Annotated in this window: 17 protein-coding genes; 6 read left to right on the top strand and 11 right to left on the bottom strand. The window is 68.3% G+C overall.

Annotation, left to right across the window (positions count from 1 at the left end; genetic code table 11):
* Positions 1–116: 116 nt before the first annotated feature.
* The 4 genes from ACZ3HV_RS05250 to ACZ3HV_RS05235 are packed head-to-tail and all read right to left on the bottom strand — an operon-like array spanning position 117 to position 4,660.
* Positions 117–2,750 (bottom strand): FtsX-like permease family protein, encoded by a 2,634-nt coding sequence (locus ACZ3HV_RS05250; RefSeq protein WP_465681118.1) that lies wholly within the window; start codon positions 2,748–2,750, stop codon positions 117–119.
* Positions 2,750–3,472 (bottom strand): ABC transporter ATP-binding protein, encoded by a 723-nt coding sequence (locus ACZ3HV_RS05245; RefSeq protein WP_465681116.1) that lies wholly within the window; start codon positions 3,470–3,472, stop codon positions 2,750–2,752. Before ACZ3HV_RS05245 ends, ACZ3HV_RS05250 begins: the two co-directional genes overlap by 1 nt.
* On the bottom strand, positions 3,469–4,041 hold the full coding sequence (locus ACZ3HV_RS05240) for a PadR family transcriptional regulator (protein ID WP_465681114.1): 573 nt from the start codon (positions 4,039–4,041) through the stop codon (positions 3,469–3,471). The genes ACZ3HV_RS05245 and ACZ3HV_RS05240 overlap by 4 nt, the downstream gene beginning before the upstream one ends.
* 46 nt (positions 4,042–4,087) lie before the next feature.
* Positions 4,088–4,660, bottom strand: coding sequence for a TetR/AcrR family transcriptional regulator (locus ACZ3HV_RS05235; protein WP_465681112.1), 573 nt, complete (start codon positions 4,658–4,660; stop codon positions 4,088–4,090).
* A gap of 74 nt (positions 4,661–4,734) precedes the next feature.
* On the opposite strand from ACZ3HV_RS05235, the gene ACZ3HV_RS05230 reads away from it, so the two are divergent.
* On the top strand, positions 4,735–5,151 hold the full coding sequence (locus ACZ3HV_RS05230; RefSeq protein WP_465681110.1) for a VOC family protein: 417 nt from the start codon (positions 4,735–4,737) through the stop codon (positions 5,149–5,151).
* Here the strand turns inward: ACZ3HV_RS05230 and ACZ3HV_RS05225 are convergent.
* Genes ACZ3HV_RS05225 through mobA form a run of 3 tightly spaced genes read right to left on the bottom strand, consistent with a single transcriptional unit; the run spans position 5,148 to position 7,595 of the window.
* Positions 5,148–6,125 (bottom strand): NAD(P)H-quinone oxidoreductase, encoded by a 978-nt coding sequence (locus tag ACZ3HV_RS05225; RefSeq protein WP_465681108.1) that lies wholly within the window; start codon positions 6,123–6,125, stop codon positions 5,148–5,150. The two genes, ACZ3HV_RS05230 and ACZ3HV_RS05225, sit on opposite strands and share 4 nt — an antisense overlap.
* 16 nt (positions 6,126–6,141) lie before the next feature.
* The gene (locus ACZ3HV_RS05220; protein WP_465681106.1) at positions 6,142–7,023 is read right to left on the bottom strand and encodes a phosphotransferase family protein; all 882 of its coding nucleotides are present in this window, start codon (positions 7,021–7,023) and stop codon (positions 6,142–6,144) included.
* A 32-nt stretch (positions 7,024–7,055) separates the two neighbouring features.
* Positions 7,056–7,595, bottom strand: coding sequence for a molybdenum cofactor guanylyltransferase (mobA, locus tag ACZ3HV_RS05215; RefSeq protein WP_465681104.1), 540 nt, complete (start codon positions 7,593–7,595; stop codon positions 7,056–7,058).
* Positions 7,596–7,664: 69 nt separating this feature from the next.
* Here mobA and ACZ3HV_RS05210 point away from each other — a divergent pair, with 69 nt between their 5' ends.
* The 5 genes from ACZ3HV_RS05210 to ACZ3HV_RS05190 all read left to right on the top strand — a co-directional run bounded on the left by ACZ3HV_RS05210 (position 7,665) and on the right by ACZ3HV_RS05190 (position 12,729).
* The gene (locus tag ACZ3HV_RS05210) at positions 7,665–8,456 is read left to right on the top strand and encodes a carbon-nitrogen hydrolase family protein (protein WP_465681102.1); all 792 of its coding nucleotides are present in this window, start codon (positions 7,665–7,667) and stop codon (positions 8,454–8,456) included.
* Positions 8,457–8,513: 57 nt separating this feature from the next.
* Positions 8,514–9,617 (top strand): Rv2231c family pyridoxal phosphate-dependent protein CobC, encoded by a 1,104-nt coding sequence (gene cobC / locus ACZ3HV_RS05205; RefSeq protein WP_465681100.1) that lies wholly within the window; start codon positions 8,514–8,516, stop codon positions 9,615–9,617.
* Positions 9,618–9,950: 333 nt separating this feature from the next.
* On the top strand, positions 9,951–10,361 hold the full coding sequence (locus tag ACZ3HV_RS05200; protein ID WP_465681098.1) for a hypothetical protein: 411 nt from the start codon (positions 9,951–9,953) through the stop codon (positions 10,359–10,361).
* A complete protein-coding gene (locus tag ACZ3HV_RS05195; protein ID WP_465681096.1) occupies positions 10,324–11,571 on the top strand; it encodes a cupin domain-containing protein in 1,248 nt (415 codons plus the stop codon). Before ACZ3HV_RS05200 ends, ACZ3HV_RS05195 begins: the two co-directional genes overlap by 38 nt.
* 78 nt (positions 11,572–11,649) lie before the next feature.
* The gene (locus ACZ3HV_RS05190) at positions 11,650–12,729 is read left to right on the top strand and encodes a sucrase ferredoxin (RefSeq protein WP_465681094.1); all 1,080 of its coding nucleotides are present in this window, start codon (positions 11,650–11,652) and stop codon (positions 12,727–12,729) included.
* Positions 12,730–12,743: 14 nt separating this feature from the next.
* On the opposite strand, the gene ACZ3HV_RS05185 is transcribed toward ACZ3HV_RS05190, so the two are convergent.
* The 4 genes from ACZ3HV_RS05185 to ACZ3HV_RS05170 form a co-directional block, all read right to left on the bottom strand.
* The gene (locus ACZ3HV_RS05185; protein ID WP_465681092.1) at positions 12,744–13,340 is read right to left on the bottom strand and encodes a gamma carbonic anhydrase family protein; all 597 of its coding nucleotides are present in this window, start codon (positions 13,338–13,340) and stop codon (positions 12,744–12,746) included.
* 377 nt (positions 13,341–13,717) lie between these two features.
* On the bottom strand, positions 13,718–13,843 hold the full coding sequence (locus ACZ3HV_RS05180; protein ID WP_465681090.1) for a hypothetical protein: 126 nt from the start codon (positions 13,841–13,843) through the stop codon (positions 13,718–13,720).
* A gap of 76 nt (positions 13,844–13,919) precedes the next feature.
* On the bottom strand, positions 13,920–14,285 hold the full coding sequence (locus ACZ3HV_RS05175) for a type II toxin-antitoxin system death-on-curing family toxin (protein WP_465681088.1): 366 nt from the start codon (positions 14,283–14,285) through the stop codon (positions 13,920–13,922).
* Positions 14,282–14,557: a ribbon-helix-helix domain-containing protein gene (locus ACZ3HV_RS05170; RefSeq protein ID WP_465681086.1), complete on the bottom strand. Its 276-nt coding sequence runs from the start codon at positions 14,555–14,557 to the stop codon at positions 14,282–14,284. The genes ACZ3HV_RS05175 and ACZ3HV_RS05170 overlap by 4 nt, the downstream gene beginning before the upstream one ends.
* Positions 14,558–14,962 lie beyond the last annotated feature (405 nt).

Genomic DNA, 14,962 nt, shown 5'->3' with positions numbered 1-14,962 from the left:
TCGTCCCATCAGGTCAGCGAAGGCATGGTCGTGTACCAGCGGTGTGCCTGTGGTCAATGGAGAGTCACAAGCACACCGCCGTACCCCGTCGCCTACCCCGAGATCGCCCAGGCCGGCTAGTCGATCCGGCTCACCATCGGTAGCCGGGACCGTGTCATCAGCCAGGCGAGCAGCCCGGCGAAGAGCGGTACGACGATCACGATGCCGCCGAGTTCCGCCCACGGGACGATGAAGTGCGGGGAGCCGAAGGCCGCGTGGGCCGTGTAACCGTAGAGCGCGCCGACACCGACACCCAGAACACAGCCGAGCTGGCCGAGCACCCAGGCTTGGGCGGCCGCCAGGGACCGCCGCCGGCGCGGTTGGGCCCCGATCGCCGCGAGGGTCGCGAGATCCGCGCGGCCCTCGGCGGCCGACAACGACACGGAGATCGCCACGCCGAGCAGGGTGACCACGGTCGCCGCCGCGAGAATCCCGATCAGGAACACGCGCGCCGGGCTCTGGTAGCCCTCCTCCAACTGCAGTACGTCGTCCCCGCCGAGGATCCGCGCCACCGCGGCGAGCTCCGTATCGGTCGGCTTGCGGGTCAGCTCGTACTGGATCTCGGACACGTCGATCCGGCCGTACTTCCGGGCCCCGTCCGGGGTGATCAACGCGCTGCTGCGGAGGAACTCGACGTTCGGCGTCATGCCTACGGAGGCCGCCTCGACGGCCCAGCCCTTGTCGCCGGTGTCAGACGGGCCTTGGTTGTGCAGCGTGATGGTCTGGCCGGCCGTGAGCTTCGTACTGGGGATCACGACCTTGCCGGCCCGCAGTTCGGCCGCGGCCTTGACGCCGTACTCGCCGAAGCGCGCGATGAACGTGGGATCGACCACCAGCACCGAGTACCCCGTCATACCCTCGGTGTTCTCGGGCGCGTTGGCGTAGAGCGACGGCACGAAGCCGTACTGATCAGCCCTTGCGTTCGGCAACGAAATCGAACCCAGCTCGTAGGTGTGCCGGACCGGCAGGTGCGCGGCGACGTCGTCGACGATCGTGCGCGAGTACGCCGGCGAACCCGGGCCGGTGTCGAACCGCAGGACCGCGTCACCGTGGCGCGCGATCGGGGTGTACTCCTTCGCGTACGCCGCGATCGCGTTCGACGCCGCGAAGGCGACTGCAGCCGTCGCGGCCACCGCCATCATGATCGCGGCTGTCGCCGGACCCGTCCGGTGCCGGTGCCGGGCGGCGTCCCGGACGGCCATCCGTGCGCTCAGCGGCAGCATCCGCGCCAGGCCGGCGAGCTTCCCGACCAGACTGGGCAACATCCACACGAGGGCGGCGATCGTCGCGGTGATCCCGAGCAGCACCAGGGCGATCGGCCCGGTGGGTGTCGCCGTCGGCTGGTAACCGGGCTGAGTCGACTGCTGCGCGTGCTTCAGCGCCGCGGCGATCAGGCAGCTGCCGATGGCCACGCACACCACGCCGGCGATCAGCAGAACGACCGTTGCCACCCGGATCCGAGCCTTCACCGCCGTCGTCGCGAATCGTCCGGCCAGCGCCGCCATCGGCGCCTGCCCGCCCGCACTGATCGCCGGTACGACGGCCGCCGCGAGGCCGGCGAGCAAGCCGAGGGCAGCGATCAGTACGACGGTCCGCCACGGGACCTGCCACGCGACGAACACCGACGACGTCATCCGCTCCCACAGCGGCTTCCCCGCGAGGACCAGTGTGAATGCGAGGACGAGCCCGCCGATCACCCCGGCCAGACCGGCGAACAGCCCTTGCATCAGCACGATGCGGCGGACGTCCCGCGGTGTCCCGCCGGCTGCCATCACGAGGCCCAGTTCCCGGGTCTGCCGCCGGGCTCCGACGGCGAACGCCGTACCGGCGAGCAGGACGATCTCGAGGACGCCGAAGCCGATCACCAGCGCCACCGCGGCGTACGGGCCGATCTGCGCACTCGTCATGCCGTACGGGTCCGGCGGCGGATCGACGATACTTGCCCGCGGCAACAGATACAGGCCGTGCCCGAGCAGCTGGGTGGAGAGGTTGTAGGGATCGGCCGACGCGGGCAGCTTGACCAGGTAGCGCACGCTGCCGGCCGTGTCCGCGGTCTGCAGCGGAGTGTCCGGAGGGGCGAAGATCGTAGGCGCGCCCGGACCCGAGATCGAGCGGACGAATCCGACGACGGAGTAGCTCGTGCCGTCCGCGGCGACCACGGTGCCGGACGCCATACCGAGTCCGAGGCGATCGGCCAGCGACGGCGAGATGGCGATCTCGTTCTTCGCCGCGGGCAGCCGGCCCTCGTCCAGCTTCACGGTGCCCTGGGTGAGCGGACTCGTCCCGTCGCCGGTGACGAGGCCGACGGACGTGTTCGACCCGGGGCCCCGGATCTCGACCGTGCCGGCGTCGACGAACTGGCGGGCGACGGTACTCCCAGCCGGCAGCAACGGCAGTGGATCGAACGTCGACGGTGTCCGGACCGCCTGCTCGGCGCCGCGGACTACGGGCGGCTCGCCGAACTGCAGCGACGGCCCGCCGGGCAACTCCTGGAGCTTCCCGTACTGCGTGACGCTCAGCTGGCCGTCGGCCTGGCCGACCGTGATCGTGGCGAGCGTTTCACCCTTCGGGCTCGAGGTCTGGAAGACCACTCCCATCCAGGTCGCCGCGACGACCGGCAGGCCGATCAGCGCCGCGACCAGGAAGGTCCGGCCCGGCGACTTCCTCGTCGTCCGTCGGGCGATCCGCAATGGTGGACCCCAGTGGCCCATCAGAGCGTTTCCTGCAGCAATGCGTCGGCCTCGGGCAGCGGACCGGACTGGCCTACCAGCACACCATCGCGCAGGTAGACCACGCGATCGGCCCAGGCCGCGTGCCGGGCGTCGTGGGTGACGAGCACGCCGCCGATGCCGTGCTGGTCGCAGCGATCACGGAGTAGCTGGAGGACCGCTTCGCCGGTGTCGGAGTCGAGAGCACCGGTCGGTTCGTCGGCGAGGAGCAAACGCCGTTCGCCGACGATCGCGCGGGCGATCGCGACTCGTTGCCGTTGGCCACCGGACATGTCTTCGGGGAATCGGTCGGCGAGATCATCGATACCCACCTCCTGTAAGGCGGCTTCGGCGTACTTGCGGGCGGTCCGGGTCCGGGTGCCGTCGAGCTCCAGGGGAAGGGAGACGTTCTCGGCCGCGGTGAGGGCGGGGATCAGGTTGAAGTCCTGGAAGACGTAGCCGATCCTTCTCCGCCGCAGCGCGGCGACCGCGTTGCGGCTCAGCGTCGTCAGATCGTTGCCGTCGACAAGTACTTCGCCGTTGGTGGGCTGGTCGAGTCCGCCGGCGCAGGTGAGCAGCGTGGACTTGCCGGAGCCGGACGGGCCCATCACGGCGACGAGCTCACCGGGCGCCACCGCGAGGTCGACGCCGCGCAGAGCGTGGACGGCCTGCTCGCCCTGACCGTGGGTCCTGGTCAGGCCGCGGATGTCGAGAACGGCGCTCATCGCCTGGCCTCCTGCTCATTCGGTACCGCGTGGGTCTGTGGTGTCGCGGCGGGACGGCCGCGGTGGCGTAAGAGCAGGGCTTCGCAGTGGTCGAGCCAGCGGATCTCGGCCTCGGCGGCGAAGATCATCGACTCCAGCACGAGCTGCCACGAGATCTCTCCGTCGCGACTGCCGCGCTTCAGCCGGGTCAGCTCCTGCAGCGATCCCATCGTCGACATCCGCTGCCGCTGGACGACGGCGCTCACGTCCACGCCCGGTACGGCGAGTGCGAGCGCGAGCTTGATGGCGAGTTCGTCCCGCGGGCGCGACTCGCGCGTCACCGGGGTCTCGAACCACTTCGCCAGCTCGGCCCGGCCGGCGTCGGTGATCTGGTACATCGACCGCCCGTCAGCTTCAGCGGACGCGGCACTCACCAGGTCGTCTCGTTCGAGCCTGGTGAGGGTCGTGTAGACCTGCCCGATGTTCAGCGGCCAGGTGGCTCCGGTCGCGGCCTCGAACTCACCCCGCAACTGGTAGCCGTACTTCGGCCCCTCCCGCAGCAACGCCAGCAACCCGTGCTTGATCGACATGGATACTGAGTATGCATACCGAGTATGTGTTGGTCAAGCGACCGGTCTAGTCCTCGCGGACCAGGCGCCGGACCAGGCGCGTGGTGATGGCGTCGACGTCGTACGGGCGGCCGGTGCCGGGCGTGAGCTGGTCCAGGACCAGGCCGTCGATCGCGAAGTGCAGGAGGCGGACCTCTTCGGCGCCGCCGGGAAGGCCGGCGTTGACATGGAACGAGACGTCGGCGTCGAAGCCCTGCCGGATGGTGCGGGACAGGATCTCGTGCAGGTCGGGGCGGCGGGCGGCTTCGAGGCGGAGCTCGAGCAGGGCCAGGGAGAGCTCGGGGCGACCGAGGAGGCGCTCGACGATGTAGCGCACGTAGTCGACGACCAGGTCGATGCTCGGCCGGCGGTGTGACAGTGGCTCGATGACAGCTTCGTCGGGTGCGAGCCGTTCGAAGATGCGCTCACCGAGGGCGCCGAGGAGGGCGTCGCGCGTACGGAAGTAGTTGGACGCCGTTCCGGCGGGGAGTCCGGCCGCTGCGTCGACGGCGCGATGCGTCAGGCCGCGGGCGCCGGCTTCCGCGAGGACGGCGAGGCCGGCGTCGGCGAGTCGGGTCCGGCGTTCGGGGTTGCTGGGCATGTTGACAAGCGTAGCAGGCATCCACTACAACTGTCGTACACAACAACGACATTTGTAGTGATTAGGAGAACCGCATGCAACCCGCGGCATTCGGCGCGACCGTGGTCACCGACCGGCCGGCAGAGGTCGCCGCCTTCTACCAGCAGCACTTCGATCTACAGATCGCCATCGACCTCGGGTGGTTCATCACCCTGCGCCGTGGTGAGGCCGATTGGGAGCTGGCTATCTGCGAGCGCGGGCACGCGACGGTCCCGGCCGCGGTGTCCGCCGCCGGGGAGAGCACCCATCTGTTCGGTTTCATCGTCGACGACGTGGACAAGGTCGCCGCCGCCCTCACCGAGGCCGGCGTTCGGCTGGAGACCGATCCGGTCACCGAGGTCTTCGGGCAGCGGCACTTCTTCGTCCGCGACCCCGAAGGCACCTGGGTGGACGTCATCCAGCTGGTCGCCCCCGACCCCGACTGGCTGGCCGCCAACCTGCCGACCGCCTAGAGAGTCAGGAGGATCTTGCCCAGGTGGGTGGATTCTTCGAGGTCCTGGTGGGCGCGGGCCACCTCGGCGAGGGGGTAGGTGGCGTGGACGATCGGACGGACCTTCTTCTCGGCGATCAGGGGCCAGACGTGGCCGACGACCTCGGCGAGAATGCGGCCCTTGTCCTCGACCGAGCGGACCCGCAGGCCGGTTCCGGTGATCGATCCGCGGCGGCTCATCAGCCGGCCGAGATCCAGCTCGCCCTTCGTGCCACCCTGCATCCCGATCACCACCAGGCGGCCGTCGTACGCGAGCGTCTTCACGTTGTCGGTCAGGTACTTCGCGCCCATGATGTCGAGGATCACGTCCGCGCCGGCCTTGCCGGTCGCCTCCTGGACGACCGACGCCCACTCGGCTTCCTTGTAGTTGATCGCGACATCCGCGCCGAGCCGGGTGCAGAACTCCATCTTGTCCACGCTGCCGACCGTGGTCAGCACCCGTGCGCCATGCGCGACCCCGAGCTGGATCGCCATCGAGCCGATGCCGGACGAGCCGCCGTGCACGAGCAGCGTCTCGCCGTCCTTGAGATGCGCGGTCATGAACACGTTCGACCACACCGTCGCGACCACCTCGGGCAGCGCCGCGGCGCTGACCAGGTCGAGCCCCTCGGGTACGGGCATCACCTGCGGAGCCGGTACGGCGACCTTCTCGGCGTACCCACCACCCGCGAGCAGCGCGCAGCACTCGTCGCCGACCGACCAGCCCTCGACCTCCGCGCCGACCGCGGAGATCGTGCCGGACACCTCGAGCCCGATCGTCCCCGGTGCTCCGGGCGGCGGCGGATAGAACCCCTGCCGCTGCAGCAGATCGGCCCGGTTCACCCCCGCGGCGACCACGTCGATGACGACCTCGTCGACGGCCGGCTGCGGATCCTCGATCTCGCCGACCGTCAGAACCTCGATTCCGCCGGCACCCTCACACACGACAGCTCGCATGCCGCCCACCGTACCCTCAGCCGTTGACCAGCTCGGCCAGCTCCGCTGCGATGCTTTCGAGGTGAGTGGTCTCGCCTATCGACTTGAACCAGTCCCAGAGTTCGAGCGAGTGATAGACGCGGTACAGGTGCAGGCGGTCCGCCCAGTCCGTGGGGAGTGCGCCGTACCCGTCGACCAGACCGGCGAGCTTGTCGGCGTTGCCGCGGATCGAGTACGACGCGGTTTTCGCGAGGTCGATCAGCGGGTCGGCGGCGATCGCGTTCTCGACGTCGATGAATCCCGTCACCCGCCCGGTCACCGGATCCACGAGCACGTTGCCCTCGTGGAAGTCGTTGTGACAGAGGACGGGTGCTTCGTTGTTCGCCAGCAATCCTTGGTGGCGATCGACGAACTTTCCGATCCTCTCGGCCAGTAATTGGTCTCCGCCGAGCTGCTCGAACTCGTCGAGCTTCTTCGCGAACTGCCTGCGCATGTACTGATCGTTGTCCGGCAACGGATCGAGGATCTGGTCGGTCAGATACCCGTACGCCGGTTGTGGGATCCGATGCACCCGGGCGAGCAGTTGCCCGAGTTCGGCGTACGTCGCTCGCCAGTCAGTCGGCTCGAACTCCGACAGCGGTACGCCGTCGAGCTTCGTCAGGACTGTGAATGCGTCGTGCTCATCGGTGTGAATCACTCGTGGGATGGAGCCGTTCAGCTCCGTGGCCAGCAAGCGGTAGACATGCACTTCCTTGGCCTGCTTCCAGGCCCACTCCGGTGCGTACAGCTTCACGATCAGCGGGTCGGCGTCTACTCGTCGTACCTCGAAGACCGTGCTCAGTTGGCCGCCGGTCCGTTGGACGACCTCGGTGACTTCGCTGTCCGGGCTGGCTTTGGCCACCATCGCCTCGATATCCACAGCCTCACGCTAGAAGCGGTGTCTATCGGTTTTCAGTCGTCAAAATCTGACCAGGTGTCGACGTCGTCGCCCGCTCGGGTGGGCGCCGACCAGGTGAGATCGAGTCCCGCGAGCAGGCGGCGTACTGACTTGTCGCGGGGATCGCCGAGCTGCGTGATCGCTTCGGTGAGCGCCGTACGGCGGTACGCGGTCGCGAGCTGTTGTTCGCGGCCGTCCGTGTCCCGCAGTCCGTGGCCGTCGTGGTCACCGAGTCCGTCGACCAGCTGCGCGACGTCGTCCTTTGTCAGCCACGGCAGGTCGCAGCTCAGGAGTACGACGACCGGTGCGGTGCCATGGCTCAGCCCTGCTGCGATCCCTGCGACCGGACCGCCGGACGGTGGATCTTCGACGGTCCAGGCGACCGGGCGGCAGGTGGTGCGGACCGGGCCGACCACCACGGTCGATACGGCGTCAGCGGTCGCAGTCAGCACCCGGTCGAGGAGCGTGATGCCTTCGAGCACCAGCATCGCCTTGTCCACCCCGCCGAACCGGGTCGACCCACCCCCAGCGAGTACCAGCGCGTCGAACTCCACGAAGGCAGTCTCCCACCCGACGTGCTGCGGCTGGGTTCAAGTCCCACGCCTTTGCGGCACCATGGAGACGTGAAGATCGCCGTGGTGCAGACCGCCAGCAGCCTCGACAAGGCCGCGAACCGCGACCTGGTGACCCGCGTCGTCGCCGATGCGGCCCAGGGCCGGCCGGACCTCGTCGTACTGCCGGAAGCGATGATGTCCGACTTCGCCATCGAAGGCGGATCGGTGGCGGAGGCCGCTGAAGCGCTGGACGGGGAGTTCGTCGACACGCTGCGGAAGTGTGCGCTCGAACACGGCTTGGCGATCGTGGCCGGGATGTTCGAACGCAGCTGCGACCAGCACCGTCCGTACAACACGCTGCTGGCCGTCGGTGCGGACGGATCGTTGCTCGGCGCCTATCGGAAGATCCATCTGTACGACGCGTTCGGGTACAAGGAGTCGGATCAGCTGACGCCGGGAGACGTAGCGCCGGTGGTGGTCAACGTCGGCGGCGTGTCGCTGGGCCTGATGACTTGCTACGACCTGCGCTTTCCTGAGTTGTCGCGCGCTCTGATCGACGCCGGCGCCGAGGTGCTCGTCGTACCTGCCGCGTGGGTCCGTGGGCCTTTGAAGGAGCACCACTGGACCACTCTGCTTACCGCTCGGGCGGTGGAGAACACGTGCTACGTGGCGGCCGCTGCGCAGAACGGGAAGAAGTACTGCGGTCTCAGTCAGGTCATCGACCCGCAGGGGGTTGCTCTGGCGTCGGTGGGTGAGGCGGACGGGCACGCGCTCGCGGACGTGTCGGCCGAGCGGCTGGCCGACGTACGCACGCGCAATCCGTCACTGCGGAACCGCCGGTACACCGTGACCCCTCGCTAACGCCCAGTGCTTGGACCAACTGGTCCGGAATCCGGCTGGAACCGCTAGCCTCCAGGGGTGCTGGATGGGTTTGATCTGGAGCATCATGGCGATCTCGAGGTCGGAGATGGGCTGGTCGATCTCGCTGTCAATGTGCGGGCGGGTACACCACCGCAGTGGTTGATCGACGAGATCACGTGCAGTTTGACCGACCTGGCGTCGTACCCACGGCAGGACGCGGCGGTGGCGGCGATCGCCGCGCGGCACCGGGTGGCGCCGGCTCGGGTGCTGTTGACGGCGGGTGCCGCGGAGGCGTTCGTACTGATCGCGCGGGCGTTCCGGCCGCGGCATGCGGTGGTGGTTCATCCACAGTTCACCGAACCCGAGGCGGCGCTGCGGTCCGCCGGGCATGTGGTCGACCGGGTGATCCTGCGTGCCGAGGAGGGGTTCGTCCTCGATCCACGGACGGTGCCGGCCGACGCTGATCTCGTGGTCATCGGCAATCCGACCAACCCCACGTCGGTCCTGCATCGCGCCGACGATCTGCGTGAGCTCGCGCGCCCGGATCGGATCCTCGTCGTCGATGAAGCGTTCATGGACGCCGTACCGGGCGAACCTGAGTCGCTCGCTGCTGCCTCGATCCCGGGGTTGGTGGTGATCCGGAGTCTGACCAAGACGTGGGGTCTGGCCGGCCTGCGGATCGGGTACGTACTCGCGGCGCCCGGGTTGATCGAGCAGTTGGCTGCTGTCCAGCCGCACTGGCCGGTGTCCACTCCTGCACTTGCGGCGGCAATTGCCTGCAGCAACGAACGGGCCGTGGAGGAGGCGGCCCAGGCGGCGCTGGACATCGAGCGTCAACGCGTCCATCTGCTTGACAGCCTGGGAGTCGGGGGCATGGCCGGGTCCGGGGGTTTGGTCGCGTCCGTGGGCTCCGCCACGTCCGGTTCGGCCGGGTCCGGGGTGCGTGGTCCGGTTTCGACGTATGGCGTGCCGCGTGGACCGTTCGTGCTCGTGCGGGTCGAGGGTGGCGCCGTACTGCGGGAATCCCTGCGACAGCGTGGATTCGCGGTCCGGCGCGGCGACACGTTCCCGGGGCTCGGACCGGACTGGCTGCGGATCGCGGTCCGCCCGGAGGACGTGACCGACGGCTTCGCCAAGGTGTGGCGCGACCTCACGTCCTGACCGTTTGCGACCCCGCTTCCTGACCGCCCGCGACCCGGCTTCCTGACCGCTCGCGACCCGGCTTCCTGACCGCGCGTGGCTTGACGTTCTGGTTGCGATGGCGGTCGTGCGGCGTTCGCCGTCGAACCGAGTTGCCGCTGTAACCCCTGAGGGGTTTAGTCGACCCGCACTTTGCGCACAGGATGGTCCCTGAGTGCCCCGCTCCACGTCTGGCACTCCTTCTGGTCATTCGCGAAGGGAGCAGCAAGATGGGTCTGAACGACGATGACATGAACACCTCATCCGAAGGTGGCGAGGGTCTCGCGGACGGTGGCGCGACCGCAGGTGCCACGGATGGTGGTGCCGACGGCGGCGCCGGCGGGTACGGAGGCTCGGGCGGCGAAGGACCGGCGGACGGTGGCGCCACCCCCGGGGGCACTGACGGCGGCGCCGATGGTGGTGCGGATGGCGGTGCCGGCGGCGGTGAAGGGCCGGCCGACGGTGGTGCGACGCCTGGTGGCACGGATGGTGGTGCGGATGGCGGTGCCGGCGGCGGTGAAGGGCCGGCCGACGGTGGTGCGACACCGGGCGGCACGGATGGTGGTGCCGATGGCGGCGCGGACGGTGGCGCGGGAGGCGGCGGCGAAGGGCCGGCTGACGGTGGAGCGACGGAGGGTGGCACTGACGGTGGTGCCGACGGTGGAGCTGGCGGCGGCTCCGGGAGTTGGTGAGTACCGTGCCGGGGGCCGGGCCGCTGCCGGATGAGCGCCCGGCTCTCCGGCGCTGCGTAGCGGGTGATCTGGACGAGTTCTCGAACTCCTACTGGGGTTCGCGGGCTCTGCTATCCCATGGCCCGGACCTGCCCGCGCCGTACGACGATCTGTTCACCCTCGAGGCCGCGGACGAGCTGTTGTCCCGACGCGGGCTCCGGACACCGTTCCTGCGCATCGCCAAGAACGGTGCGGTTGTCGGCGACGGACAGTTCACCGGGTCGGGTGGTGTGGGCGCGGACATCGGGGATCAGATCCGCGACGACAAGGTGGCGGCGTTGTTCGCCAATGGCCACACCGTCGTACTGCAGGCCCTGCACCGCACCTGGCCGGCGCTCGTCGACTTCGCGACCCAGCTGTCGGCTGATGCCGGTCATCCGGTGCAGATCAACGCGTACATCACTCCGGCGGAGTCGCAGGGGTTCTCGGCGCATTACGACGTACATGACGTCTTTGTGCTGCAGGTGGCGGGTGAGAAGCACTGGACCGTGCATGAGCCGGTGCACGTCGATCCACTGCGCAACCAGCCGTGGACTGATTACTCGAACGCGGTAGCGTCGGCTGCGCGCGACGAGGCTCCGGTGATCGACGAGGTACTGCGGCCTGGCGATGCGCTCTATGTACCGCGCGGCTTCCTGCATTCGGCCAAGGCGCTCGGTGGTGTCAGCGCGCATCTGACGGTCGGCATGCACACGCTGACCCGGTACCTCCTCGTGCAGGAGCTGGCCGCGCTGGCTGCCGACGACGCATCGCTGCGGACCGCGTTGCCGCTGGGCTTCGATCCGGGCGACCCGGACCAGCTCAGCAAGGTGCTGCCAGAGGTGGCTGACCTCTTCGTCCGTCAGATCCAGTCAGCAACACCCGATGCGCTCGCGGCTCGCCTCAGACGCCGTACGTGGTCCGGCAACCGCCCCGCCCCACTACCGCCGCTGGCTCACGCAGCATCCATCGCTTCCCTGGCAGTCGGTACGACGGTCCGCCTACGCACCGGCCTCCGCTGCCGAGTCATACCAGGCGACCCCGTAGTCCTCCAGCTACCGGACCGCACCATCACATTGCCAGCCGTCACAGCCGCTGCGGTCGTGGAACTGACCTCCGGCACCGACTGCAAGGTAGGCAACCTCCCAGGCCTCGACGACCCCGACCAACTAGTCCTGGTCCGCCGCCTCCTCACCGAAGCAGTCCTAGTCGCAACCAGTCCCTGACCACCCCAACCGATGCGGTCGTAGCGCGACCAGCTCTTGAACAGCCGGGGGTGGTTGGAGCGAGCAACAGTAAGGTGAGTGGGCGTGGGTGACGACGGCAGATACCGCGCGGAGACAGGCTGCGCCGCGCTCGCCGGCCTCCGGGGCGATTCCCCCGTAGCCACCGCCCCACCCGCCAGCCGCTGGCTCCTCATCGAGTCCCACCACCCTTGGCCCCGCAACGCCCTAACCAGCCTCGACGCCGGCTCCGCAACACGTGCCCGCACCGCCAGCCCCCGTCCAGCAAGTGCTGGTCCCGGGAACGCCGCTGCCGGGAACGCCGGTACGGACAGCGCCGGTGCCGAGAGCCCCGACGCCGCGAGTGCCAGCGCCGCGAGTGCTGGTGTGGGGATTGCTGGTGCCGGGGTTGGTGGTGTGGGGGACGGGTTGGGGGTGGAGGTTGCGCGAGTTTGTCGGGAGTTGGGGTACCGGCCGGTGCTGGTACGGCGGTTTGGGCGGGTGGATCGGTCGGCGCCGCGGCGGTGGGGATTGGTGGATTGCCGGCCGGGGCGGGAGTCGGTTCGGTGGGGTGAGTTGCCTGCGGACGAGCACCTGCTGGACGTGCTTGTGGGCGCGGACAAAGGAACACTCAGCCACGAGCCGGTGTATCTGGTGTGCACGCATGGACGGCACGACGCGTGTTGTGCCGTGCGAGGGCGTCCGGTGGCTGCGGCGTTGGCGGCTGCCTATCCCGAGCGGACGTGGGAATGCAGTCACATCGGCGGCGACCGGTTCGCCGCGAATGTCGTCGTACTGCCGCACGGCCTGTTCTACGGGCATGTGTCCACGACCCGCGCCGTCGAGCTCGCCAAGCGCTACGACGAAGGCACCGTCGTACCCGATCTCCTCCGTGGATCAGGTGCGTTCACACCCCCGGTCCAAGCAGCGCAGCACTTCGCCCGCGCCGCCGGCCAGTCACTTGCCGTCAACAACCTCCGTCCTCAAGCCGTTCAAGAACTCCCCAACCACCGCTGGCTGGTAACGCTCGCTTCCACCGCAGGCCCCATCACCGTCGAGCTGTCCGTCCACCTCGACACCATCGACGCCCGCCTGACGTGCTCAGGCACAGCACCCGCCCAGGTACGCCGCTTCGAGCTACGCAACCTCACCATCGGTTGACGCGTCGCACGAGGCTACGGGTCGAGGAGGCGGTCGGACTGGTGCGTGCCGTAGTAGGTGGATTGGCGGGACATGATGTCGCGCATGGGGGTGCCGCGGGGGACGCCGTAGACGGTGCCGGGGAAGTCCAGGTCGCGCTGGAGTTGCCAGAGCTCTTCGTGCCGGTCGGGTGAGAAGAGCTGGGCCGGGTCGCCGGCCGCGATCCATCCGATCGGGAGGACCGCGCCAGGTTCCAGGCGCGAGTTCACGTGCAGCACGCTGTTGATCCGGAGCTCCGCGCCTGCGCCGGCGACAGAACCAGGGAACAACGCGGCGCCCGTGGCGATGAAGACTTCGTCCTCGACCGTGGCGCCGTTGACATGTGCATGGGGACCTACCAGGACCGCGTCGCCGAGCAGGGCGGGATGATCGGCCCGGCCGCGCACCAGGGCGTTCTCCATCACCACACTGTTCTCACCGACACGGACCTCGCCGTTCTCCGCCGTCAGCACCGCACCATGCAGGACTCTGCTGCCCTCGGCCAGCACGACGGCTCCACAGAGCACGGCTGATGGGGCGACGTAAGCGGATTCGGGCACGACCGGTCGGCGGCCGCGATGTTCCAGCAGCATGTGTCGCTGTCCTTCCGTCGATCATCACCTCGTCTTCCTCAGCTGTACCCGGTTGGTGAACGGATTCTCCACAGCCCGGGTCCTCACAACGCGGGCGGCGGCGTCGGGCGGCCGTCCACATCGAAGGTGGGAGGCTCGGTCGACCGGACGATCCAGGGTGGAGAACCACGAACTGGGAAAACATTAGAACAGATGTTCGATCGAACGCAACGCATCCTGACGAGTCAGATGTGATGTCTCAGGACATGGGTGACGGTTGATGTGTCAGGACTTCGGTGACGTTTCTAGGGGTTTGGGGCGGCTGCCGGGCGGGCGGGGGACTGCCGTTGCCGACGTATTTCACTCCGGGCGCGGGCCGGGGTGTGCTCGATGAGGATCTAGACTTCTGCTTCAGTTCGATCGAGCCGGTCCGGGACGTCGGCGAAGTCGCGGTTGACGACCCGGGGACCCAGGCGATGTTCGCCCGGCTCCAGCAGATCACCGGTACCGACGATCGACATCATCGGCGCGCAGTTTGCCATCTTCCATCAAGTCGTGTGCAGCCAGGACTCCTTCAAGAAGGACCGCGGCGCCGCGGGGCTAATGCCAGGAACCCAGCATCCGTGCAACGTGGTGAACGTCGTCGAGGCCCTTGGCAATGTCCAGCACCAACTCGTAGGCCGTGTCCTCGTCGAACCGCAACTCGACACCGTTGAGGGCATAGAACAACCGTATCGCGACCCAGCCGAGGCGCTTGTTGCCGTCGACTAGGGCATGGTTGCTGACCGCCGAGGTCAGCAGCGCGGCCGCCTTCAGGTCCAGACTCGGGTAGACGTCGATCCCGAACACGACCGAGGTGTGCCGTGCGATCGACGACGACAACAGCCCCACGTCGCGAATGCACTCCGGGCCGCCGATCCGTTCGGCAGCCCTCACCAGGTCCTCAAGCCTCAGGAACTCGGTCACTCGGCGAGACGCTTCAGCAGGTTCTCGTCCTCGGTGAAGATCCGGTCGAGGAGCCGGTCACGCAGTGCTCGGTGGTTTTGGGTGTATTCGGCGATCGCGTTTCTGGCGACGTCCTGCATCGAGCGGTGCTCAGCCTCGGCGGTTCGTCGCAGGGCATCCGTCTCTTCCTCGGTGAGTCGCAGTGTCATAGCCATACCAAATGATACCACGGCGGTATCACGCAGGCCGATCGAGCTATTCGAGACGCCCGTCTCATCAATCAGGCCCTTCATCTCTCGTCAAAGTCCGCCGATGCCTCGATTACTACCAGCTTCGAGGGGCTCGACCTCGGACGCCGGGACCGGGGCTCAAGCACCGCGGCCGGCCCATCGAGCATGGCGCGCTTGCGCAGCTCGTAGAACGAATTGCGGGAGATGCCGAACTCGGCACAAAACGTCGACACCGCCTCACGAGGCGCGTCATCAGACCACTGCGAGATAGCGAGCCGAACAGCAGGATCGATGGGTTCACTGGCAACCATCCCCAAGCCCTCAGGGCCGAAGTGTCACCACCCAGACCGCCACCAACGTCACCCATGTCCTGACGCAGAACTGTCACCTATGTCCTGAGAGATGACATCCTGACGAGTCAGATTGTCGGGCGAACCTGCGTCATTCCAGGTGCCCGGGGCGCGCGGT

Source organism: Kribbella sp. NPDC020701 (assembly GCF_055562215.1).
The sequence above is the reverse complement of the archived record's forward strand: the minus strand, read 5'-3'. Positions and strand labels throughout refer to the sequence as shown.

Excerpts from the sequence above, each read along its gene's own strand:
- ACZ3HV_RS05180 (WP_465681090.1), bottom strand. The coding sequence starts at position 13,843 with ATGATGTCGATCGTCGGTACCGGTGATCTGCTGGAGCCGGGCGAACAT.
- ACZ3HV_RS05240 (WP_465681114.1), bottom strand. The coding sequence starts at position 4,041 with ATGTCGATCAAGCACGGGTTGCTGGCGTTGCTGCGGGAGGGGCCGAAG.
- ACZ3HV_RS05230 (WP_465681110.1), top strand. The coding sequence starts at position 4,735 with ATGCAACCCGCGGCATTCGGCGCGACCGTGGTCACCGACCGGCCGGCA.
- ACZ3HV_RS05200 (WP_465681098.1), top strand. The coding sequence starts at position 9,951 with ATGGTGGTGCCGACGGCGGCGCCGGCGGGTACGGAGGCTCGGGCGGCG.
- ACZ3HV_RS05245 (WP_465681116.1), bottom strand. The coding sequence starts at position 3,472 with ATGAGCGCCGTTCTCGACATCCGCGGCCTGACCAGGACCCACGGTCAG.
- ACZ3HV_RS05170 (WP_465681086.1), bottom strand. The coding sequence starts at position 14,557 with ATGAAGGGCCTGATTGATGAGACGGGCGTCTCGAATAGCTCGATCGGC.
- ACZ3HV_RS05185 (WP_465681092.1), bottom strand. The coding sequence starts at position 13,340 with ATGCTGCTGGAACATCGCGGCCGCCGACCGGTCGTGCCCGAATCCGCT.
- ACZ3HV_RS05225 (WP_465681108.1), bottom strand. The coding sequence starts at position 6,125 with ATGCGAGCTGTCGTGTGTGAGGGTGCCGGCGGAATCGAGGTTCTGACG.
- ACZ3HV_RS05250 (WP_465681118.1), bottom strand. The coding sequence starts at position 2,750 with ATGGGCCACTGGGGTCCACCATTGCGGATCGCCCGACGGACGACGAGG.
- ACZ3HV_RS05235 (WP_465681112.1), bottom strand. The coding sequence starts at position 4,660 with ATGCCCAGCAACCCCGAACGCCGGACCCGACTCGCCGACGCCGGCCTC.